Origin of the sequence: Spirillospora sp. CA-142024 (assembly GCF_050942325.1) — a bacterium.
Taxonomy (GTDB): domain Bacteria; phylum Actinomycetota; class Actinomycetes; order Streptosporangiales; family Streptosporangiaceae; genus Spirillospora.
In genome coordinates this window covers 6,119,184-6,140,978 of the sequence record NZ_CP192077.1, presented here as the reverse complement: position 1 = coordinate 6,140,978, position 21,795 = coordinate 6,119,184, and the positions used below count along the sequence as shown (strand labels likewise).

19 protein-coding genes are annotated in these 21,795 nt (G+C 73.4%); 11 read left to right on the top strand and 8 right to left on the bottom strand.

Annotated elements, in window-relative coordinates; all coding sequences use genetic code 11:
* Positions 1 to 17 precede the first annotated feature (17 nt).
* The 3 genes from ACQPZP_RS29175 to ACQPZP_RS29165 are packed head-to-tail and all read left to right on the top strand — an operon-like array spanning position 18 to position 4,338.
* Positions 18 to 1,001 carry an AAA family ATPase gene (locus tag ACQPZP_RS29175; protein ID WP_433472929.1) on the top strand — a complete coding sequence of 328 codons (984 nt, stop codon included), beginning with the start codon at positions 18 to 20 and terminating at the stop codon, positions 999 to 1,001.
* Positions 1,002 to 1,015: 14 nt separating this feature from the next.
* Positions 1,016 to 2,158 carry a DUF58 domain-containing protein gene (locus tag ACQPZP_RS29170; protein ID WP_433472928.1) on the top strand — a complete coding sequence of 381 codons (1,143 nt, stop codon included), beginning with the start codon at positions 1,016 to 1,018 and terminating at the stop codon, positions 2,156 to 2,158.
* Positions 2,155 to 4,338 carry a DUF3488 and transglutaminase-like domain-containing protein gene (locus ACQPZP_RS29165; RefSeq protein WP_433472927.1) on the top strand — a complete coding sequence of 728 codons (2,184 nt, stop codon included), beginning with the start codon at positions 2,155 to 2,157 and terminating at the stop codon, positions 4,336 to 4,338. The genes ACQPZP_RS29170 and ACQPZP_RS29165 overlap by 4 nt, the downstream gene beginning before the upstream one ends.
* Here the strand turns inward: ACQPZP_RS29165 and ACQPZP_RS29160 are convergent.
* Positions 4,319 to 4,957, bottom strand: coding sequence for a hypothetical protein (locus tag ACQPZP_RS29160; RefSeq protein WP_433472926.1), 639 nt, complete (start codon positions 4,955 to 4,957; stop codon positions 4,319 to 4,321). The two genes, ACQPZP_RS29165 and ACQPZP_RS29160, sit on opposite strands and share 20 nt — an antisense overlap.
* Before the next feature lie 18 nt (positions 4,958 to 4,975).
* On the opposite strand from ACQPZP_RS29160, the gene ACQPZP_RS29155 reads away from it, so the two are divergent.
* The 3 genes from ACQPZP_RS29155 to ACQPZP_RS29145 all read left to right on the top strand — a co-directional run bounded on the left by ACQPZP_RS29155 (position 4,976) and on the right by ACQPZP_RS29145 (position 8,265).
* The gene (locus ACQPZP_RS29155; protein ID WP_433472925.1) at positions 4,976 to 5,173 is read left to right on the top strand and encodes a hypothetical protein; all 198 of its coding nucleotides are present in this window, start codon (positions 4,976 to 4,978) and stop codon (positions 5,171 to 5,173) included.
* Positions 5,170 to 6,102 carry a threonine ammonia-lyase gene (locus ACQPZP_RS29150; protein ID WP_433472924.1) on the top strand — a complete coding sequence of 311 codons (933 nt, stop codon included), beginning with the start codon at positions 5,170 to 5,172 and terminating at the stop codon, positions 6,100 to 6,102. The genes ACQPZP_RS29155 and ACQPZP_RS29150 overlap by 4 nt, the downstream gene beginning before the upstream one ends.
* A 78-nt stretch (positions 6,103 to 6,180) precedes the next feature.
* Positions 6,181 to 8,265, top strand: coding sequence for a fibronectin type III domain-containing protein (locus ACQPZP_RS29145; protein ID WP_433472923.1), 2,085 nt, complete (start codon positions 6,181 to 6,183; stop codon positions 8,263 to 8,265).
* Here ACQPZP_RS29145 and ACQPZP_RS29140 read toward each other — a convergent pair.
* The gene (locus ACQPZP_RS29140; RefSeq protein ID WP_433472922.1) at positions 8,262 to 9,929 is read right to left on the bottom strand and encodes a protein kinase domain-containing protein; all 1,668 of its coding nucleotides are present in this window, start codon (positions 9,927 to 9,929) and stop codon (positions 8,262 to 8,264) included. The two genes, ACQPZP_RS29145 and ACQPZP_RS29140, sit on opposite strands and share 4 nt — an antisense overlap.
* A 304-nt stretch (positions 9,930 to 10,233) precedes the next feature.
* On the opposite strand from ACQPZP_RS29140, the gene ACQPZP_RS29135 reads away from it, so the two are divergent.
* Positions 10,234 to 11,796 carry a hypothetical protein gene (locus tag ACQPZP_RS29135; protein WP_433472921.1) on the top strand — a complete coding sequence of 521 codons (1,563 nt, stop codon included), beginning with the start codon at positions 10,234 to 10,236 and terminating at the stop codon, positions 11,794 to 11,796.
* A 73-nt stretch (positions 11,797 to 11,869) separates the two neighbouring features.
* On the top strand, positions 11,870 to 13,015 hold the full coding sequence (locus tag ACQPZP_RS29130) for a CaiB/BaiF CoA transferase family protein (protein WP_433472920.1): 1,146 nt from the start codon (positions 11,870 to 11,872) through the stop codon (positions 13,013 to 13,015).
* Positions 13,016 to 13,078: 63 nt separating this feature from the next.
* Here ACQPZP_RS29130 and ACQPZP_RS29125 read toward each other — a convergent pair whose 3' ends face one another.
* On the bottom strand, positions 13,079 to 14,497 hold the full coding sequence (locus tag ACQPZP_RS29125) for an MFS transporter (protein WP_433472919.1): 1,419 nt from the start codon (positions 14,495 to 14,497) through the stop codon (positions 13,079 to 13,081).
* A gap of 97 nt (positions 14,498 to 14,594) precedes the next feature.
* On the opposite strand from ACQPZP_RS29125, the gene ACQPZP_RS29120 reads away from it, so the two are divergent.
* Both ACQPZP_RS29120 and ACQPZP_RS29115 read left to right on the top strand, forming a co-directional pair.
* The gene (locus ACQPZP_RS29120) at positions 14,595 to 15,254 is read left to right on the top strand and encodes a TetR/AcrR family transcriptional regulator (RefSeq protein ID WP_433472918.1); all 660 of its coding nucleotides are present in this window, start codon (positions 14,595 to 14,597) and stop codon (positions 15,252 to 15,254) included.
* Between the two features lie 192 nt (positions 15,255 to 15,446).
* Positions 15,447 to 16,304 carry an esterase/lipase family protein gene (locus ACQPZP_RS29115; protein WP_433472917.1) on the top strand — a complete coding sequence of 286 codons (858 nt, stop codon included), beginning with the start codon at positions 15,447 to 15,449 and terminating at the stop codon, positions 16,302 to 16,304.
* Between the two features lie 71 nt (positions 16,305 to 16,375).
* On the opposite strand, the gene ACQPZP_RS29110 is transcribed toward ACQPZP_RS29115, so the two are convergent.
* From ACQPZP_RS29110 to ACQPZP_RS29090, 5 genes are all read right to left on the bottom strand, one after another.
* Positions 16,376 to 17,629 carry an aspartate aminotransferase family protein gene (locus ACQPZP_RS29110; protein WP_433472916.1) on the bottom strand — a complete coding sequence of 418 codons (1,254 nt, stop codon included), beginning with the start codon at positions 17,627 to 17,629 and terminating at the stop codon, positions 16,376 to 16,378.
* 71 nt (positions 17,630 to 17,700) lie between these two features.
* Positions 17,701 to 18,360 (bottom strand): GntR family transcriptional regulator, encoded by a 660-nt coding sequence (locus ACQPZP_RS29105; protein WP_433472915.1) that lies wholly within the window; start codon positions 18,358 to 18,360, stop codon positions 17,701 to 17,703.
* Positions 18,361 to 18,386: 26 nt separating this feature from the next.
* Complete coding sequence (locus ACQPZP_RS29100; RefSeq protein ID WP_433472914.1) at positions 18,387 to 19,175, bottom strand: maleate cis-trans isomerase family protein; 789 nt, start codon at positions 19,173 to 19,175, stop codon at positions 18,387 to 18,389.
* Between the two features lie 35 nt (positions 19,176 to 19,210).
* Positions 19,211 to 19,972 carry a maleate cis-trans isomerase family protein gene (locus ACQPZP_RS29095; protein ID WP_433462513.1) on the bottom strand — a complete coding sequence of 254 codons (762 nt, stop codon included), beginning with the start codon at positions 19,970 to 19,972 and terminating at the stop codon, positions 19,211 to 19,213.
* A 16-nt stretch (positions 19,973 to 19,988) separates the two neighbouring features.
* Positions 19,989 to 20,471: a DUF3830 family protein gene (locus tag ACQPZP_RS29090; RefSeq protein ID WP_433479689.1), complete on the bottom strand. Its 483-nt coding sequence runs from the start codon at positions 20,469 to 20,471 to the stop codon at positions 19,989 to 19,991.
* A 306-nt stretch (positions 20,472 to 20,777) separates the two neighbouring features.
* Here ACQPZP_RS29090 and ACQPZP_RS29085 point away from each other — a divergent pair, with 306 nt between their 5' ends.
* The gene (locus tag ACQPZP_RS29085; protein ID WP_433472913.1) at positions 20,778 to 21,794 is read left to right on the top strand and encodes a D-2-hydroxyacid dehydrogenase; all 1,017 of its coding nucleotides are present in this window, start codon (positions 20,778 to 20,780) and stop codon (positions 21,792 to 21,794) included.
* Position 21,795 lies beyond the last annotated feature (1 nt).

The following is a 21,795-nucleotide window of genomic DNA, read 5'->3' as shown; positions in this document are numbered from 1 at the left end:
ATGCGGGGATGCGGACCATGAGTGAGAACGGAGCGGTGGACGCGGATGCGCTGGCGGGGCGGTTCGCGCAGATGTTCGCGGCGCTGGCCGGGAACATCGAGCGGGTCGTGCGCGGCAAGCGGGAGAAGGTCGAGCTGGCGCTGATCTGCCTGCTGTCGGAGGGGCACCTGCTGGTCGAGGACGTCCCGGGCGTCGGCAAGACGACGCTGGCGCGGGCGGTGGCGGCGTCCGTCGAGGCGAAGTGGGCGCGGATCCAGTTCACGCCCGACCTGCTGCCCAGCGACATCACCGGTGTGTCGATCTTCAACCAGGGGACGAACGCGTTCGAGTTCCACCAGGGCCCGATCTTCGCGAACCTCGCCGTCGCGGACGAGATCAACCGCGGTTCGCCGAAGACGCAGTCGGCGCTGCTGGAGGTCATGGAGGAGCGCCGGGTGACGGTCGAGGGCACCCCGCATCCGGTGCCGCGCCCGTTCATGGTGATCGCGACGCAGAACCCGGTCGACATGGACGGCACGTACCCGCTGCCGGAGGCCCAGCTCGACCGGTTCCTGATGCGGATCTCGATGGGGTATCCCGACCACCAGGCCGAGGTGGCGCTGCTCGCGGGCGCCCCGACGGGCACGACGCTCGACCAGATGGCGCCGGTGCTGGGCCGCGAGGACCTCGCCCGGATGATCGAGTTCGCGCAGCGGCTGCATGTGGCGCCACCGCTGTACGACTACCTGGTGCGGGTCGTCGCGACCACCCGCGAGCACCCCGACCTGCGGCTCGGCGCGAGCCCGCGGGCCGGCATCGCGCTGCTGCGCGCGGCGCGGGTGCGGGCGGCGGCGGCCGGCCGCTCCTACATCGTCCCGGAGGACGTGAAGGCGCTCGCGGTCCCGGTCATCGCGCACCGGCTGATCGTCACGCCGGAGGCCGAGCTGCGCGGGCGGTCCGGCGCCGACGTGGTCGGGGAGGCCCTGCAGAACGTGCCGACACCGCAGGCCGCCGGTGTCTGAGAAGCGGGTGTGACGTGCTGACGCCGCTCGGATGGGGGACGGCGGCCGTCTCGGCGCCGCTGTACGCGGCGGGCTGGTGGCTCGGCTATCCGGAGCCCGCCGTGCTCGCCGTCGCCGGGCTGGCCGCGGTGGCGGCCGCCGCGCTGTGGACGCTGCCGCGGCCGAGGCTGGACGTCCGCAGGGAGATCGCGCCCACGAAGGTTGAGCGCGGCGAGCCCGCCGTCGGCGTCCTGCACGTGACGAACAAGGGACGCGGCGTCCGGGGCCTGAGCGCGCAGGAGACCATCCGTGCCGGGGCGGGCGCCACGTCGGTGGCGGTCGACATCCCGCGGCTGCGGCCGGGTGGGAATCGCACCGTGACGTACCGGCTGCCGACGGACCGGCGCGGCGAGATCCCGGTCGGGCCGCTGCGGCTGGTGCGCGCCGACCCGCTCCGGCTGGCCCGCCGGGCCAGGGAGTACGGCGCGCCGGAGGTCCTGCTCGTCCGGCCGAGGACGGTGCGGCTGGCGCTGCTGCCGTCCGGCCGCGCCTACCACCTGGAGGGCCCGACCAGCGACAGGTCCCCGGCCGGGACGGCGACGTTCCACGCGCTGCGCGAGTACGTGATCGGGGACGAGCTGCGCCATGTCCACTGGAAGTCCTCGGCCCGCACCGGCACGCTCATGGTCCGCCAGCTCGTGGACGCCAGCCTGCCCACGACGACGGTCGTGCTGGAGGCGCGGCCCGGTTCGTGGCCGGAGCCCGACGACTTCGAGCTGGCCGTGGACGCGGCCGCGTCGGTCGCGGTCGGCGCGGCGTCGGCGAGCTTCCCCGTCCGGATCCTCACCGGGAACGGCCGGCTGGCCGACACGCGCGGCGGGCCGGACGACGTGGAGGTCCTCCTCGACCGCCTCACCGCCGTCCGGACGGAGGAGGGGCCGATGTCGACCGTGGACGCGGTGCGCCGTGTGCGCGCGGGCGGGTCCCTCGTCGTCGTGACGAACGGCGCCGCCGAGCTCGGCCGGATCGCGTCGGTCCGGAGCCGCTTCGACCGGGTCGTGGTGCTGCGGGTGCGGCCGCCCGGGCCGGCGGCGGCCCCGCCCGGCGTCCAGCTGGTCGACTTCGCCGACCTGGACGGGCTGGCGGAGTCGTGGCGGCGGCTGGGGAGCGTCCGTTGACCCGCTACGTGTCGCTCGCCGTGACGGCCTGCCTGGTGGCCGTCGCCGGCCTGTCGTTCCAGCGGGTGTTCGGGTTCGGGCCGGTCGTGCCCGTCGCCGCCGTCGCCGCGGTCGTGCCGACCCTGCTCTGCGGGCTCCTGTCGGGCCCGCGCAAGGACAAGGGCCCCTGGCCGCTGTGGATCTCGCTCGTGCTGACCGTCGTCGCCTGGGCGGGGACGGTCTCGGTCACCGTCCTGCGCCCGGCCCTCGGTGACGGGACGCTGCCGCAGACGCTCCGCGAAGGCGTGCTCAGCTCGTGGAAGTCGATCCTGACCACGCTGCTGCCCGCCCCGGCGAAGCCGGAGTTCCTCGTCCTGGTCAACGTGGTGGTGTGGCTGGCGGCGTTCGCGTCCGCCGAGCTGGCGCTGCGGACCTCGCTGCGCGCCCTCCCGGGCCTGCCCGCCCTCGCCGTGTGGGCGGTCGCGCTGCTGCTCGGGGTGGACGGACCCGGGAACAACCTGCCGCTCGCCGCCGCGACCGTGGTGCTGATCGCCGTGCTGGTCCTCGTCCGCGCGGACGGGCCGCGTCCGGGTGTCGCGTGGCGGCCGCTCGTGATCGGGATGCCGGCCGCCGCGGTCCTCGGCGGGCTGGCGTTCGCCGCCGGGCCCGTCGTGCCCGTCAGCGCCGAGCCGTACAACCCGCGCGAGCAGGTGCAGGCTCCGCCGCCCCAGCAGCGCGACAGCGTCAGCCCGCTCGACCGCGTCGGGGGCTGGCTGCTGAGCCCCGACCAGGTCATGTTCAGCGTCCAGGCGAAGCGGAACGAGATCGAGCGGCTCGCAGTCCTGGACAGGTTCGACGGTGTGACCTGGTCGTCCACGGCCCGGTTCGTCCCGACCGGGAGCCGCGTACCGCAGGGGCCCGCCCCGGACAAGAAGCACGCGGTCGCGCAGCGCATCACGATCCGCGACCTGCCGGGCGTGTGGGTGCCCGCCGCCGACCGGCCGCGCGAGGTCGCCGGGCTGCCGGTCGTCGTCGACCCCGGAAGCGGCGCGCTCGCCGCCGCGCAGCCGCTGCGCTCCGGGCAGACGTACCGGGTCGACTCCGTCGTCCCCGAGTGGACGGCCGACGATCTCGCCGACGCTTCCGTCGCCAACGACGCCGAGGCCGTCGCCGCGCGGGAACTGCCGTGGGGTCCGGGCGCGAAGGAGCCGCCCGTCCAGCTGGCCGAGTTCCGCAAGTTCGCGGAGGCCGCGACGCAGGGCGCCGTGTCGCCCATCCAGAAGGCCGCGATGCTCGCCGAGTACCTCAAGCGCTACGCCAGGTACGACGTGACCGCCCCGCCCGGGCACAGCTACCGGCAGCTCGACTACTTCCTCGGCGAGGGCAGGCGCGGCACGCCCGAGCACTTCGCGACCGCCTACTCCCTGCTCGCCCGGACGCTCGGGCTGCCGTCCCGCGTCGTCGTCGGTTTCGACGGCGGGAACCGCGTGGGCGACACCGTCCAGGTCCGTTCCGGGGACGTCATGGTGTGGCCCGAGATCAAGTTCGACGGGCTCGGCTGGATCCGCTTCAACCCGCTTCCGGACAGCGCGCGCAAGTCCAAGAAGAACGACTCCGTCGCGGCGGGGGAGACGGAGCAGAAGCTGGAGCAGGCTCAGAAGAACGCGGCCTCCCAGCAGCGCGGCCAGGGGCCGGGCAACACGCCGCAGAAGGGACCGCAGAAAACGGCCGCGGAAGACGGGTCGCCCACCCCTTGGTGGGTTTTCGCCTCCATCGCGGTGGGTGTGCTCCTCATCGGCTACCTGTTCGCGGTTCTGCTCGCGCCCGCCTTGCGCAGGCGACGCCGCCGGGCGGGGACGCCCGCCGCCCGCATCACCGGCGCCTGGCATCAGGCGCTCGACCACCTTTCGGACGTCGGCCTGTCCACGGCCCGGACCCTGACCGCGCACGAGGTCGCGCGGTTCGGCGCGTCCAACGTCGGCGAGGACGCCCACGGGCACCTGGGCCCGCTCGCCGACCTCGTCAACCGCAGCCGCTTCGCCGCGTCCCATCCGGACCCGCACGCCGCCGACCGGGCCTGGCACCACACCGACGAGCTGGGCCGCCTCGTCACCGCGAAGGCCGGGCGTCTGCGCCGGCTCCGCCGCCGGCTGCACCCGCGGTCGCTGAAGGACCGCCGGGTCACCGGGAAGGGACGCTGACCCCGATCTCGCCGCCCAGCACGGCGCCCGTCTCCAGCTCCAGGTCGTCCCCGCTCCAGAACCGGCCCGGGTCGAACCAGTTCGGGCGGCGGCCCTTCGGCAGCAGCCCCATCGACTGGTACGTCACCGCGACGATCTCCGCGCAGAACGCCGTCTCCAGATTCACGTCCCGCTCGGCCGGGCGCCGGACGGGCACCCGCCCGCGCATCCACCGCGTCGCCAGCTTCGACGTGGACGGGAACGGGGTGCCGTCCAGCCGCGCCACCGCGCGCAGCGCCGCGTCCTCCATGGCCCCGGTCGGCGGCGGTTCGAGCTGCCGCAGCCAGGCCCGCTGCCCGTACCGGTTGCCCCAGGCGAGGACGGCGTCGCGGAGGTCGTGCAGCTGCGCGCCGCGGTGGTGCCCGCCGGTCCACATGTCCCGCAGCGAGCGGCCCAGCTCGGCGTGCCACATCAGCGGCGGCAGGTCGTCGATGACGAGCGACATGCCGACGTGGTTGACGGGGCTGTTCGTCGTCATCTGGATGGCGCGGTCGGCGACCGTCCGGCCGCGGAACAGCCACACGTCCCCGGTGCGGGTCAGCTCGGTGGCCTCGTCGAGAGAGATGCTCGTACCCGGCATGATCGATACCGTAGCCGCATGCGAACGTGGAAAACGCCCGGCCCGTGGAAGGCGCCCAGCCTGTGGAAGGCACTGGGCGTCGCCGGGTTCATCGGCGTGGCCGCGACCGGGGCCGTGATCGTGCGCGCGGAGCGGCGGCGCCGCTCCTACACGCCCGACGAGATCCGGCAGCGCCTGCACGAGCGGCTGGACGAGTCGTCCGGGGAGCGGCCGTGACCGTCCGCGCCGTCCGCCCGCCGGGCCCGGACGATCTGGACCGCGCCTGGCGGGCCGTGACCAGCGCGCTCGACCCGACGCCGCTCGTCCCGTCCGGCCTGGCGCCCGGCGCGCTGCTGAAACTGGAGTCGTTCCAGCCGACCGGCGCGTTCAAGGTGCGGGGCGCGCTCGCGGCCGTCGCCGCCCTCGCGGAGGGGGAGCCGGCGGTCACCGCGAGCGCGGGCAACCACGGCCTAGGCATGGGATACGCGGCCGCGAGGTCCGGCGCGGACGTCACCGTCGTCGTTTCGACCCGGGCGTCCCAGGTCAAGGTCGACGGGATCGGCGCGTTCCCGGTGCGGCTCGTCCAGCACGGGACGACCTACGACGAGGCCGAGGCGCACGCGATGACGCTGCCCGGCCACTACGTCTCGCCGTACAACGATCCGGCGGTCATCGCCGGGCAGGGGACCATCGGCCGCGAACTCGAACGGCAGGTGGACGGGCCGCTCACCGTCATCGCGCCGGTCGGAGGCGGGGGGCTCCTCGCGGGCCTGTGCCTGTGGGCGCGCGAGCGCGGGAACGTGCGGGTCGTGGGGGTGGAGTCGGCGGTGTCGCGCGGCGTCTCCGCCTCGGTGGCCGCCGGGCGGGTCGTCACCGTCGAGGTCGGCGAGACGTTCGCCGACGGGCTGCCCGGAAACCTCGAACCCGGCTGCGTCACGCCGCAGGTGATCGGGCGCACCGCCGAACTCACGTCCGTGACCGACGACCAGATCCGGACGGCGTTGCGCTGGCTGTTCCACGAGCACGGGCTCGTCGCCGAAGGGGCGGGCGCCGCGGGCGTCGCCGCCGTCCTCGCCGGGCGGGCCGACATCACCGGCCGCCCCATTGTGATCGTTTCCGGACGAAATAGTACCGCTGAGACATTCACCAACGCAATTCGCGAATAGTGAGGATCGCCATTCTTCCCGGAAACGCGGACGTCTTGGGACGGAAGCCGCTACGGTGTCTCGGGCGAGCGGGGACAGGTGATTCGGGACGTGGTGGGCCTGAAGGTGTTGTTCCGGCGTGACCGGCTGACGGGCCAGGTCGCCGCCGGTCTCGTCGGGGTGCTCGTCATCGCCGCCGGCGTCTACGGGGTGGGCGTCGCCAGCGCAAAGTACCGGATCGCCGACGTCGGCGCCTGGCTCACCGCGCGGGACAAGGGCGTCGTCGTGCACGTCAACGGCCCCGCGGGCAAGGTGGACGGCAAGACCGGCGTGATCCCGCAGATGCGCGGCCACGACATCAAGATCGTGCAGGACGGCGCCACGGTGCTGATCATCGATCTGCACACCGGCGTGGTCAGCCGGCTCGACCCGTCCCAGCTGGACATCGGCGCGAGCCGCGCGCTCGGCAAGGGCATCCAGGTCCTCGCCGAGGCCGGCAAGGCGTACACGGTCGACTCGGTCAAGGGCGTCGTCCAGCAGATCGACCCGGTCGGCCTGACGCCGGTCGGCGCGCCGGCCACGCTGCCCCCGGTCCTCGGGCAGGCCGGCATCGACGCGCAGGGCACGCTGTGGGTGCCGGTGTCGCGGGACGGACAGGTCTCGGCTTTCAAGGACGGCCGGCTGCGGCCGCCGGTCCGCGTCGGCGGAGCGGGCGACAGCCTCGCTCTCACGATCGCGGGCGGAGACCCGGTCGTCACCGATTCCACCGCCGCCACCGCCACGGTCATCAAGCCGTCCGGGGCGCGGCTCACGGTGAGCCTGCCGACGACCGTCCGGGAGGCGGGACGCGGCGGCGTGCTGGCCCCGCCCGCCACCGAGGGCAAGACCGTCCCGCTGCTGGTGCCCGGCACCGGGTCCCTGGTCACGGTCGACACCGACACCGGCCGGTACTCCAGCGCGCGGCTCGCCATGCCGAAGCACCGGTACCGGCCGCCGCAGATGCTCGGTGCGAAGGTCTACATCCCGGACGAGACGGCCGGGGCGCTGATCGTGTACGACTCGGCGGGCAACCGGTTCGAGCCGCCGGTCCCGGTGACCGGGCGGCCGGCCCCGCTGGACGTGTTCGTCCGGGACGGGCTGCTCTGGGCGAACGACCCGACCGGCCCGCGCGCCGTCGTGATCGACGGGCAGGGCGGCCACAAGGCGATCGACAAGTACAAGGACAGGGTGGCGGGCGGCCCGAAACGCCGCACCCTTCCGCTCCCCGGCGGGGACGCCCCGCCGCCCTCCATGTCGCCGCAGAGCCCGCAGCCGCCCGCGCCGCCGCGTCCCGGGCAGCCGCCGGGGGCGCCGGCCAACGTGTCCGTCACCCCGGGCGCGGGCACGATGCGGATCGACTTCCAGCCCTCGCAGGGCGACGGGATCACCGGGTACGTGCTGAAGGACGTCCCGTCCGGCCTGACGGCGAGCCCGTCCGCGATCCCCCAGGGCGCGGGCCCCTTCACGTTCACGGTCGCGGGCGGCGACTGCGGCCGCGAGTACCGGTTCCGCGTCGCCGTCCGTTACCGGGACGCCCGCGGCCGCACGCGTGAGCAGGTGTCGGCGGCCAGCGACCCGGTCCGGCCGTGCGTGACCCCGGGCGCACCGACCGGCCTGAAGGCGCAGGCCACGACGTCCGGGGCCAAGGTCTCCTGGACGGCCCCGCCCGGCGCGGCGACGTACAGGCTCAACTGGGACGGTCCCGCCCAAGGGAGCACGACGGTGTCGGCCACGGCCGCGACGCTCGGAAACGTGTGGACGAACGGGTCCTACACCTTCACCGTCGCCGCCGTGAACGATGCCGGCGCGGGGACGACCGCGACCCTGACCAGCGGGCTGGCCGGCCCGACGCACGATTACGCCGTCCGCATGAATGGCAATTCCGACGGCTACATCAGGTCGACACCCGACGCGAACAACGGCGCGATCATCGCCACGATGCACGACAACAATGGCGAGAAGGTCGTCGTGCACTGCCAGGAGAAGGGCGCCCACTACACCCATCCCCGGGACTCGAACCTCACCGGCGACACGTACGCCAAGATCACGTGGCAGGGCAAGACCGGCTACGTGATCGGCTACCTGGTCAGCACGCCGGGCGACTGGAACGGCTACGCGGGACCGGCCGTGTGGAGATGCGCCTAACCGCGCTTCTTCCCCTTGCCGATGCAGGCGGGCTGCGACCACGACACGTCCGGAGCCTGGCCCTGGTTGAGCCGCAGCACCGCGCCGACCTTGAAGCAGTGGACCACGTTCGGCCGCACACCGGGGAACGTCGCCGAGCGGGAGCCCGCGGCGACCGTCACGATCGGTTTGCTGCCGGCGGGCTGCTGCTGGATCAGCAGCGGGAGCTCGCGCGCGGCGGGCGGCAGCGTCCAGATGAGCGCCGCCGTCCCGCGGACCGGCTTCGCGACCACCTTGCGCGGGCGGGTCGCGGCGAGCTGCGCGGGTGTGAACGGCTGCTGCGGGCCCCCCGTGACCTGGCCCTGCGGGACGGTCTGGGACGGCGCTCCCGAGTTCGCGGCCGGCTTGCCGTCTTCGGCGTTGTCGCCGTTCCCGGCCAGCGCGAGCGCTCCTACGCCGAGCGCCAGACCGCCGGTGAGCGCGACACCGGCCGCGACGATCAGGCCGCGCCGCGGGCCGTTCTGCGGCCGGTCCTGGGTGGTCTGCTGCGGGTTCGTGTGCGGCGTCGTGGCGGAATCGCCCGCCCGCGTGTCGCCCGCGGCCGGTCCTTGCTGAGTCGGTGTCCAGCCCGCCTCGGGGACCGGCTGCGGCCTCGGGGCGTCCTGGGGGACGGCGTTCGGCGGCTGCGGCGGGACGGCGTTCGGCGCCCATGGCGACGGCGGCGCCTCCGGTGCCGTGACGGGCACCGGGGGCGGCGGAACGACGGCCGGCGTGGCCGAGGCGTCGGGGAACGAGAGCCGCCGCCCGGTGTCCGGCACCGGGGCCGGCAGGACGGCGCCGCCGCTGTGCGCGACGTCCGTCACCGGCAGCCCGAGCTCGGCCTGCACCCGCTGGAGCGCCTGTGCGAACTCCACCGCGGTCGCGAACCGCTGGTCGGCCGACTTCGCCATCGCGCGGCCGATCACGTCCGCCACCTGCGCCGGGACGTCCGGCCGGGGGATCGGCGGCGGCGGGTCGTTCAGGATCCGCAGCATCAGCAGCGCGATGCCCTCGCCCCGCGGCCCCTTGAACGCGGGCTTGCCGGCCAGGAGCTGGTACAGGGTCGAGCCGAGCGAGTAGAGGTCGGAGCCGACGCCGGGCGGCCGGCCCTCCAGCACCTCGGGGGCCGCGTGGTGCGGGGTGAACGCCTGCGTGTGCGTGGCGTCGAAGGAGTCGACCAGGCGGGCGATGCCGAAGTCGGCGAGCGCGGGCTCCCCGTACCGCGACAGCAGCACGTTCTGCGGCTTGACGTCGCGGTGCAGGACGTCGGTCTCGTGGGTGGCGGCGAGCGCGCCCGCCATCTTCACGCCGATCCGCAGTACCTCGGCGACCGGCAGCGGCCCCTCCCGCGCGAGCCGGTCGGTGAGCGCGCCGTGCTCGAAGTACTCCATCGCGATGTAGGGACGGCCGGAGCGGGTGGTGCCGGTGTCCAGCACGGTCACGATGTTCGGATGCCCGCTGAGCCGCCCGGTGATCTTGCATTCGCGCTGGAAGCGCCGCATCGCCGCGTCGTCGACCGCGCTGATCGACAGGACCTTCAGCGCGACCATCCGGTCGAGTCGCTCCTGGTGCGCGCGGTACACGACGCTGAAGCCGCCCTCGCCGACCTGCTCCAGCACCCGGTAGCCAGGAACGTCCTCGGTCATGGGTCGGGGGATCCCTCTCCGTTGCTCGTCTCGTCCGGGTCGCGGCGGGGGCGCGATCATTCGATGTCGTGCGGCCCGGGGCGGTTCCCCCGGCGGCCAACAGCGTAGTACGGGGACGAAACGGGCGTGGCCGATCTCGCCGGGACGCTCGGGCCCCGCCCGCCGCCCCGCGTCTCGTACGGAAATGAGATGACATTTCCATTGGCCTGGTTAATCCTTGTGCCAATTCCGCTCCAGGCGCGCCTCGATACGTCCTAACCTCGGGATTCGCGACGATGGAACGGCCCAGAGGGAGTGGCCCGCCGTGACGGACGATGTCATGACGAATCCGCGGACGGAAATGCCGCCGGCCAAATCGGCCTATGGCGACCTTGTCCGAATAGCGTATTTCGTTCTGCCGGGGAGGGGAAAGCGCGTCTACCGGCTGGCGATCGCCCGCCGGATCGTGGACACCAGTGCGCGCGGCGCCCGCGACCGCTCCGCCGCGGGGCACGCGCGCCGCCGCACCCGCGTGCTGCGCCGGGCGCTGCGCCCGTCCCGCCGCCTCCAGATCGGGCTCGGCCCGTGGCTGCGGGCGCTGCCCGCCCGGCTGCCCGATCCCGCGCTGACGGCGGCGCTGTCCAAGCTCGAACCGCACGTCCGCCTCGCCTACGTGCTGCGGAACGTGGAGGGGCTGCCCCGCTACGCCGTCCGCGACCAGCTGATCGAGCTGCGGGTGCGCGACCCCTGGTCGGCGATCCGCGCCGCCGAGGCCGTCGAGGTGCCCCCGCTACGCCGTGAGGACCGGTTCGAGCCGGTGCTGCTGCGTCCGGTCCGCAACCGCTCCGTGCTGCCGCTCGCCACCGCCGCCCTCCTCACCGTCGCGCTGGCCGCGGCGCTGGTCCTGACCGAGCGGAGCGGGCCGCCCGAGGCGTCCGCGCGCGTGCTGCGCCTCGTCGCGGCGGCGCCGGACGCCTGGACGCGCGGTGCCCGCACCCTCGACGCCTGGCCCGCCCGCGGCGACCTCGCCCGCGACCGGGCGTTCACCGGACGCGCCGCCGGCGCGTGGTCGGCCGTGCCCGGCGGCCGCCGCGCCGGCGGCGGCACCGCGCAGCTCCTCTTCGCCGGGCACCTCGACGGCGCGGCCCTCGCCGTCATGCGCAGTGGCGGCCTCCTGGCCCGCTACGCCTCGGGCCGCCTGGACGTCGTCACCGCCGGCGCCGACCCGTCCGCCCCGATCGCCCTCGGCGGCGGCCGCTACCTTCTCGCTCCCTGGGAGACGCGTCCGGAGACGCTCGCCGGGCAGCGGCTCGCCGTGTCCGGCGGCGTGACCGTGCCCGTGCGCCCCGGCACCGGCTGCGGGCGCGGCCCGCTCTTCCACCTCGGCTCCCGGACGGTCGGCGACCTCGGCGGCCCCCGCGGCACCGTCCTCACCTACCACTCGCCTGCCCACCGGCCGGGCGGCGCCGACCGCCAGGCACGCCTCGGCCGGACCGCCCGGGAGTTCTGGAACCGCCTGGCCTGCGCGACGCCCCGTCCGGCACAGGCGGTCTCCGAGGCGCTGGCGTTCGACTTCTGGTCGGGGAGGCTGCCGCACGGCGGGCCGTCCGCCGACTGGGTCTGCACCCGGCTGACGTACGCCGGTGGTGACGCGGCGGCCTTCGCGACGCTGCTCGCGGCGGAGGACGTGGCCACGGGTGCCTGCGACGCGCGCCGCCCGGTGAGCGGGACCTGGTGGCGCGCCCCGTCCCGCCGCCGGTACTACGTGGCCGCGGCCGGACGCGGCCTCGTTCCGCATGCGGACGGCGTCCGCCGGCCGACGACGCGGAACCGCCTCCTCGTCGCCACGGGCGCCCCGGACGGGCCCGTGCGCCTCACCGCCCGTTAGGACGGCCCGATCAGCACCCGCTTACCTCGATCGGGCACACTGGTGGGACCGAACGAGATTCAGGGAGTCGCAGATGGGCAAGGGGCCGCTCTCCGGAGTACGGGTGATCGAGCTGGCCGGGATCGGCCCGGGGCCGTTCGCCGCGATGCTGCTGGCCGACCTCGGCGCCGACGTGATCCGCGTGGACCGCGCCTCGGCCGTCCGCGACGGCGAGGCCACCGGCGGCACCGACTTCACCAACCGCGGCAAGCGGTCGATCGCGATCGACCTCAAGAGCGAACGCGGCAAGGAGGTCGTCCTCCGCCTCGCCGAGAAGTCCGACGTCCTCCTCGAAGGGTTCCGCCCCGGCGTGACCGAGCGTCTCGGCATCGGCCCGGACGACTGCCTCGCCCGCAACCCGCGCCTCGTCTACGGCCGGATGACCGGCTGGGGCCAGGAGGGCCCGCTGTCCCAGACCGCCGGCCACGACGTCGGCTACATCGCCATCACCGGCGCCCTGCACGCCATCGGCCGCGCGGGCGGTCCGCCCCAGGTCCCGCTGAACCTGCTCGGCGACTTCGCCGGCGGCAGCATGTACCTGGTCGTCGGTGTCCTGTCCGCCCTGCTGGAATCCCGGACGAGCGGCCGCGGCCAGGTCGTCGACGCCGCCATCGTGGACGGCACCGCGCACCTGTCGACCTTCATCCACGGCTTCCTCGCGGGCGGGATCTGGGAGGACCGCCGCGGCGTCAACATGCTCGACACAGGCGCCCCCTGGTACGACGTCTACGAGACCTCCGACGGCCGGCACATGGCCGTCGGCGCCATCGAGCCCCAGTTCTACGCCGAGTTCCTCCGCCGCGCCGGCCTGGACGAGGAGGACCTCCCGGCCCAGTACGACCGCGCCGGATGGCCGGCCATGCGCGACCGCTTCGCCGCCGTCTTCCGGACGAAGACCCGCGACGAGTGGACGGAGATCTTCGTTCCGAGCGACGCCTGCGTGGCCCCCGTCCTCTCCATGGCCGAGGCCGCCGAGCACCCCTACAACACGTCCCGCGACGTCTTCCCGGACCTGGCCGGCCACCGCCAGCCCGCCCCGGCCCCCCGCTTCTCCCGCACCACCACCGAGACCGCCGGCGTCCCCGTCCTCCCCGGCGGCCAGACCCGCGCCATCCTGGACGACCTGGGCTTCGAAGACACCGACACCCTCCTCAAGGAAGGCGCGGTGGCCCAGGCCTGACCCCGAGGGCGCCCGGCGACCACGACACACCGGCCGCCCTCGGCCCCTCAGACAGAGATCTCATCACGGTTGTGGTGATGTGTTCTTTTGTGAATTCTCCCGGCCGACGGGGCGCGGTTCCTGACGGGGGACGCGGGGCAGGGTGCGGGGGAGAGCGACAGCGAATGCGGTCGCCAGGAGGAAGAGGGTTGCGGAGATGGTGAGGGCCAGGGCGTAGCCGTTGTTGAGGGCGGATTCGGTCGTGGCGTCGCCGGTGTGGTGGGCGGCGACGGTTGCCAGGGCCGCCAGGCCGATGCAGCCGCCGAGCTGGCGGGAGCTGTTGAGCAGGCCCGAGGCCATCCCCGCCTCGCCGGGGGCGACGCCGGTGGTGCCCGCGACGGCGACCGGGGCGAGGACGAGACCGGTGCCCACGCTGCACAGCAGGGACGGGCCGAGGACGTCGGTGAGGAAGCCGCCGCCGGGACTGATGAGCGCGAACCAGCCGAGGCCCGCGGTGGCGAGCAGGCCGCCCGGGATCAGGGACGCGCGCGGCGAGCGGGCCGAGGTGACGCGGGTGGCGACCACGGATCCGGCCACCAGCCCGGCGGAGAAGGGCAGGAACGCGGCGCCGGTCGCGGCCGCTCCCAGGTGCAGGATCTCCTGAAGGTAGAGGGACACGAAGTAGAAGGCGGCGAACTGGCCCGCGGCGGCGAGGAAAACGATCAGGTTCGCGCCGGCCACCCAGCGGCCGCGCAGGAGGCCGAGGCGGACGAGCGGGGCCGGTGACCTGGACTCGGCGAACACGAACGCCGCGAGAATGATCAACGCCGTGGCGAGGGTGGCGATCGTCGCCGTGGACGTCCAGCCGCGGGTGCCGGTGCGGACGACGCCGAAGACCAGCAGCCCGATGCCGCCGGTGGCGAGCACCGCGCCGAGCACGTCCATCCGCTCCCGTGCGGCGGTACGCGCCTGCGCGGGGACTCCCGCTGGGACGAGCGCCAGGGCGGCCGCGACGATGGGCAGATTGATCAGCATCACCCAGCGCCAGCCCGCGTACTCGGTCAGGACGCCGCCGGCGAGGACGCCGAGCGCCCCGCCCGCCGCGTTCACGGCGCTCCAGACGCCGAGCGCCCGGACGCGGGCGCGGCCCTCGAACGTGGTCGTCAGCAGGGCGAGGGCGGCCGGGGCGACGGCCGCGGCGCCGAGGCCCTGCCCGGCGCGGGCGGCGACGAGCTGCCAGGGCGCCTGGGCCAGACCGCCGGCGAGCGAGCAGAGACCGAAGAGCGCGAGGCCGAGGACGAACAGCCGGCGCCGTCCGTACAGGTCGCCGGCCCGCCCGCCGAGCAGCAGGAACCCGCCGAAGGTGAGCGCGTAGACGTGCACGACCCAGGCCAGGTCGACCGGGGCGAAGCCGAGGGACGTCCGGATCGCGGGCAGGGCGACGTTGACCACCGCCATGTCCAGGGCGACGACGAACTGGGCGACGGACGCTGCCGCCAGCACGACCCCAGGTCTGGAGTTTCTATACATGTATAAAAACCTAGCCGGACTTCCGCCCGGCTGTCCAGCCCGCGCCGCGGGCATGGGCGATGATGAGGGGATGGCGTCCCCAGAGCGGCGGGGCGGCGGCAGGCCGCCCCGCATCTCCCGCACGGAGATCATCGAGACCGCCCGCCGGATCGTGGACGAGGAGGGCGTCGGCAAGCTGACGATGCGGCGCCTGGCCACGGAGGTCGGCAGCACGCCGATGGCGCTCTACCACCACGTGCGCGACAAGGAGGACCTCCTCCTGCTGCTGGTGAACGACTACGCCGCGCGGTCGCTGCACAGGCCCGACCTGCCGTCCGACCCGCGCGAGCGCGTCGTCGTCCTGGCCGCGGCCATCCGCGAGACGCTGGCGGGCGTCCCCTGGATCGTGGAGCTGCTCACCGCCGACGACCTGATGGCGGAGGAGGCGCTCTGGTACAACGAGCGGATCGTGGACGCCCTGATGGAGTGCGGCCTCACCATCGAGCAGGCCGTCCACGGCTACCGGGCGGTCTGGTACTACACCGCCGGAGAGATGCTCGTGCGCGCCGCCTCCGCCCGCAGGCGGGCCCGCGACGACCGGCCCACCCACCGCGACCGGATCTTCGCCGACCTCGACCCGGTGGCGCTGCCGAGGCTGGCGTCCCTGTCCGGCCGCTGGGCGACGCTCACCGCGCAGGACACCTACCTCGACGGGCTGCGCGCGCTCGTCGACGGGCTCACCCGTGACTGAACGCGCAGGTCGAGCGGTGTGCCGGCCGAGCCGATTGTGAGACGCCTGACAATTTCCCCGGGGTAACCGGCGGTCGTCGTACAAGACCGCGCCGGAAAGCGGCCGTACCTTGTGGGCACTCCACCCCGACCACGACGAATCGAAATGCCGGACGCCCGGCCTTTTCGTCGTGCCCGCATTAGGGAGATGCACATGCGTTTCAGACGGCTCCGTTCATGGGCGGTCATCGCCGCGACGGTTTCGGCCGCGTCCGGCATGGCCGGAATGGTCGCGCCCGCCGCGCACGCCGAGACGAGCCCCGAGGGGGCGAACGACTGGAACTGCAGGCCCTCGTTCCTCCACCCGCGTCCGGTGGTGCTCGTGCACGGCACGTTCGAGAACATGGCGTTCAACTGGCAGAAGCTCTCCCCGGCGCTGAAGAAGGCCGGCTACTGCGTCTACGCCCTCAATTACGGCGGCCCGAAGGACGGCCCCATCCAGGGGATCAACGACATTCCCACGTCGGCCGGGGAACTGTCCGCCTTCGTCGACAGGGTGATCGCCTCGACCGGGTCGTCCAAGGTCGACATCGTCGGGCATTCGCAGGGCGGCATGATGCCGCGGTACTACCTGAAGTTCCTCGGCGGGGCCGCGAAGGTGGGCAAACTCGTCGGGGTCGTCCCGTCCAACCACGGCACCAACATGTCGGGGCTGGTCGAACTGGGCAGCCTGCTCGGCATCACGCAGGCGGTCGTGAAGGCCGCGCCCGCCGCGGGCCAGCAGATCGTCGGCTCGGACTTCCTGAAGAAACTGAACGAGGGCGGCGACACCGTTCCCGGCCCCACCTACATCGTGCTGTCCACGAAGTACGACGAGGTCGTCACGCCCTACACGTCGGAGTTCCTCAACGGGTCGAACGCGCAGAACGTGCTCCTGCAGGACAAGTGCGCGAACGACACCAACGCCCACGTCGGCATCGCCTTCGACCCGGTAATGATCAAGTTCGTGCTGAACTCGCTCGACATCTGGGGGCCGTACTGGCCCATCGACTGCGGCGACCCGCTCGGCTGAGCCCGCCCAATGACAGCGGCGCCCGGTGGCCTCGTCCTCTCGCCACCGGGCGCCGCCCGCCGTGCCTCAGGTCAGCCGACCGCGTCCGCCACGGCGTGCGACCAGATGCCGAGCGCGTCGTCGATCTGCTCCGCCGTGACGATCAGCGGCGGGATCATCCGGACGACGTTGCCGTAGGCGCCACAGGTCAGCAGTAGGAGCCCGCGCTCCGCGGCCGCATTGTGCGCCCGCGCCGCGGCGGCGGCGTCGGGCTCGCCGTCCGGCGTGGTGAACTCGCCGGCCTGCATCAGCCCAAGGCCGCGCACGTCGCCGATCTCCGGATGGTCGGCGGCGACCTTGCGGAGCCCGTCGCTCAGCCGCGCGCCCTGCCGGGCCGCGTTGCCGACGAGGTCCTCGTCGGCGATGACCTGGAGGGTGGCGAGCGCGGCGGCGCACGAGACGGCGTTGCCGCCGTACGTCCCGCCCTGCGACCCCGGGCGGGCCTTCTCCATCAGCGCCGTCGGCGCCGCGATCGCCGACAGCGGGAACCCGCTGGCCAGACCCTTCGCCGTGATCAGGACGTCCGGACGGGCCGCCGAGTGCTCGTGCCCCCAGAACCGGCCGGTCCGCCCGAACCCGGTCTGCACCTCGTCCATGATCAGCAGGATGCCGTGCCGGTCGGCGCGCTCCCGCAGCCCTTCGAGGAACGCGGGCGGCGCGGGGATGTAGCCGCCCTCGCCGAGCACGGGCTCGACGATGAACGCGGCGGTGTCGGACGCGGGGCTGGCGGTGGCGAGCAGGTAGTCGAGCTCGCGCAGCGCGAACCGGGTGGCCTCCTCCTCCGGCCAGCCGTACCGGAACGCCTGCGGGAACGGGGCGATGGCGGCGCCCGGCATCAGCGGGCCGATGCCCGCGCGGAACTTCGTGCCCGCCGTGGTGAGCGCGGCGGCGCCCATCGTCCGGCCGTGGAAGGAGCCGTGGAAGACGACGATGTTCTGCCGCCCGGTCGCGTGCCGGGCCAGCCGGATGGACGCCTCGACGGCCTCGCTGCCGCTGTTGAGGAAGAACAGCGAGTCCAGGCCGTCGGGAAGGACCTCGCCGAGCGCTTCGACGAGCCGCAGCAGCGGCCGGTGCATGACCGTCGTGTACTGCCCGTGGATCAGCGTCCCGACCTGCTTCTGCGCGGCCTCGACCACGCGCGGGTGGCAGTGGCCGGTGTTGGTGACGCCGATGCCCGCGGTGAAGTCCAGGTGCCGGCGGCCGTCGGCGTCGTACAGGTACACGCCCTCGCCGCGCTCGGCGAGGACGGGGGTGGCCTGCTTCAGCAGGGGTGACAGCGTAGCCATGCATCCCTCCGGTAGATTGTCGACAATCTGCAATCTATGTGCCCCCGGGCTCGGATGTCCAGGGGACCTGGTTAAGACACGCGGAGCCGGTCGATGGAGTCGGTCATGTGCTCCTCGATGAGGGTCAGCAGCCGCTCCTCCTCCCCGTCCCCGATCGCGTCGACGAGCCTGCGGTGCTCCTCGACGAGGTCGGCGGGTTCGGGGTAGGTGTCCTGCAGCGCGTTCAGGCACATGCGGGTCTCCACGAGCAGCGTGTGCGCCATCCGCTCCAGCCGGGGGCTGCCGGACGAGCTGACCAGCACCTCGTGGAACGCCTGGTCGGCATCGCTCATCGCGACGCGGTCCCGCTGGCGCGCCGCCTCGACCAGCGCCTCCAGGGCCTCGGTGAGCCGGGCGACCGCCTCGCCCCGGTTCCGCTCCATGATCAGCTGGCATGCCTCGCGCTCGATCGCGAGCCGGGCGAGGTAGACGTCCTCGACGTCCCCCTCGTCCAGCGTGATCACGAACAGGCCGCGGTGCGGCTCGCTGACGAGCAGGCCCTCCTGGACCAGCCGCTGCATCGCCTCGCGGAGCGGGCCGCGGCTGATGCCGAGGCGCGCGGCGAGCTCGGCCTCGCCGAGCTGCGCGCCGGGCTCCAGCGATCCGTACATGATCGCCGAACGCAGCTCGTCCGAGACGATCTCGACGGTCGACTTGCGGGGGACAGGTTCCAGCTCACCCAACCGGCCCATGCCCGGGGCCCCTTTCGTCATAGCTGTCAGGTATGTCGCCCCTGCTCGGCCCCCTGTTCGGCGGGACCGGCGGGGACGGTGGCCGGGACGGCGAACAGCCGGCCCAGCCCGGTGCGCGGCGGGAGTCCCCCCGGGCCGGACGCGAGTCGCAGCCCCTCCCACACGCTCACCTGGTTGGCGGTCAGCACCGGCTTGCCGACGCGCGCCTCCAGCTCGTCGAGCCAGGACACGGTGTGCAGCGCGGTGTCGGGCACCAGCACCGCCTCGGCGTCCGGATGGTCGTTGGCCGCGACGAACGCGAGCACCTCGTCGCGCCCGAGGGTGCCGACCTCGGCGGCGGTGACGATGCCCCGGCAGGACAGCGCCACCACCTCGATGCCTGCGTGGCCGAGGAACGCGACGAACCGCTCGGCGACGTCGGACGGATAGGTCGCGGCGACCGCGACCCGCGTCACGCCGAGCGCCCGCGCCGCGTGCACGAACGCGAACGACGTGCTGGACGCGGGCACGCCCGCGGCCTCCCGCACGCCCGCGACCTGCTGCGCCGCGCCGTCCCAGCCGAACACGAAGCTCCCGCTGGTGCACGCCCACACGGCGGCCTTCACACCCATGGCGCGCAGCGTGCGGGCACCTTCGCCCAGCACGTCGGCGCCGCCGATGTCGAGCAGCGCGTCGACGCGGTGCGCGTCCTCGCGCATCAGCGTGTGGACGACCGGCAGGCTGACGCCGCCGAGGGCGCGCTCGATGGCCGGATACTCGTCCTCGGCGCTGTAGCCCGGGTACAGGAACCCGGCGCTCAACCTGTTATGCGGCATGTCGCGGTCAACCCTACCTTCGCGGATCATGGCGGTCAGGCCGCCGTGGTCGGGGCGAGCTGCACCAGCGACTGCCCGGGACCGGCCGCGGAGCGGCCCATCGCGCGCAGCGCCGAGCACATCGTCACCTGGTTGGCGGTCAGCACCGGCTTGCCGATCATCTGCTCGAGCGGCGCGATGATGTCGTACGTCGGGACGTTCGTGCAGCTGATGAAGACGGCCTCGGCCTCCGGGGCGTCCACCGTCGACACCGCCGACACGATCTCGCCGTACCCGACCTTCCAGATGTGGCTGAGCAGCCCCATCCCGACCGACGACACCACCTCGATGCCGTACTCGCCGAGGAAGGACACGAGCCGCTCGGTGACCGCGTCGATGTACGGCGTGACGACCGCGATGCGCGACACGCCGAGCAGCCGGAGCGACTCCACGAGCGCGCCCGAGGTCGTCGTCGACACCGGCGCTCCCGCCGCTGTCATGGACTGGTGCAGCTCCAGCTCGCCCGCCTTGCCGCGGATGAAGCTGCCGGACGCGCAGGCGTAGGCGACCGCGAGCGGCTCGGGGGCGAGGACGTCCCGGGTCGCCTGCCGGACGATGGACTGGTCGGACAGCGCGGAGGCCATCTCGACCGTGACCGGCACCGGGACGTACGGCAGCCGGGTCATGAACAGCGACACGTCGTCGGGCGTCCAGCGCCACAACTCACGGTCGAGCGCGAAGTCGAACGGCGCGACCACGCCGATGCCGTGCTGCGCGAGCAGCTCGGGGCCGACGACCAGCGTGGGGTCGAATGTCATCTGCGTGCCCACCGCTCTAGGACTCGGCACGGGCGTAGACGAGACGCTCACCGACGCCGCCGGATCGCCAGACGTCGTTGCACGCCTCCGCCATCCGGTCGAGTCCGTCGACGATCGTCGCGTACACGTTGCCGGGCACCCAGCCGACGTCGCCGTTCAGCAGCAGGTTGTTGCGGCCGTAGAAGATGGCGAGGTCGATGACGCCGGGCAACCCGTGGATGTTCTTCTCCTCCTTGAACTTCCGGTCGAGCATCCCGCCGGTGAAGGAGAAGTAGACGACGTCGCCCGGGATGGGGGTGACGGTGGTGTTCTCCAGGCCGACCTCTTCCTCGGAGAACCGTTCGACCATCGTGTACACCTCGTTGCGCGCGTACTTCGCGTGGTACGCCTCGCCACCGAGAGGCAAGGAGCGCCAGACCGCTTCGCAGGTACGAGGCGCGTCCTTCTCCAGCAGTTCCGCGACGCACGAAACACCGCGGCGCTCCAGAGTGATGGTCATGAGCTTGGGCATGCTGGTACCTCCCCGTGAACAGGGGTGGGCGAGAGCGTCGCCACCCGAAAGGACTCTCCATGTTTGCGAGGGCGCACCCCCACACCCCCGGAGGGGGCTTAGTCAGAGCGCTCTGGGATCCGTCCTGGCCGTGCTGGGCAGGTTGCGACGGTCTTGCAGCACACGTTTCAGTGCGGTGACCGGGGCCGCGGTGCACCGCGCTGATTGTTGACAATCCTACGAACGCTTTCTAGCGTGTCAATGCCTCCCCGAGTTGCCTTCTCGTAAACTCCGCACACCCCGGAAGTGACACCCATGCAGTCTGTTCAGCACGCCCGCGCAGGGCGGCCCGACGTGGTGGTGCTGGTCGGGGACGTCCAGCCGCGCGGCATGGCCGAGGCCGAGCGCCTCGCGCGCCTCCGTTACGTGGGCGAAACAGAGCTGGCCGAGGCGCTTCCGGGCGCCGACGCCCTGTTCATGTGGGACTTCCTGTCGGACGCGGTCGCCGCCGCGTGGCCGTCCGAGGGAGGCCCGGCCTGGGTGCACATCGCGAGCGCCGGCGTCGACCGGCTGATGTTCCCCGGCCTCGTCGAGAGTGAGACGATTATCACCAACTCGCGAGGAGTGTTCGACGAACCCATCGCCGAGTACGTCCTCGGGCTGGTGATCGCCTTCGCCAAGGACCTGCACACCACCGTCCGGCTGCAGGGCGAGCGGCGCTGGCTGCACCGCGAGACCGAGCGGATCACCGGTGCCCATGCGCTCGTCGTCGGCACCGGGCCGATCGGGCGCGCGATCGGGCGCCGGCTGTCCGCGGCCGGGCTCGCCGTCGCCGGCGCCGGCCGCACCGCACGCGACGCCGACCCCGACTTCGGCGTCGTCCACTCGATCGAGCGGCTGGACCAGGTGCTCGCCGACGCCGACTACGTCGTGCTCGCCGCGCCGCTCACCCCGCAGACCCGCGGCATGGTCGACGCCGCGACGCTGGACCGGATGCGGCCGTCCGCGCGGCTGATCAACGTGGGACGCGGCGGGCTGGTGGCCGAGCCCGACCTGGTCGAGGCGCTGCGCGCCGGCCGGATCGCGGGCGCGGCGCTCGACGTCTTCGAGGACGAGCCGCTGCCGCCGTCCTCGCCCCTCTGGGAGATGCCGAACGTGATCGTCTCCCCGCACATGTCCGGCGACGTGATCGGCTGGCGCGACGAGCTGGTCCGGCTGTTCGCCGACAACCTCGGCCGCTATGTGTCCGGCCGTCAGCTGCGCAACGTCGTGGACAAGCGGCTCGGCTATGTCGGGTCGGGTCCGCGGGCGGGCTCGAATCAGAGGGGGTAGC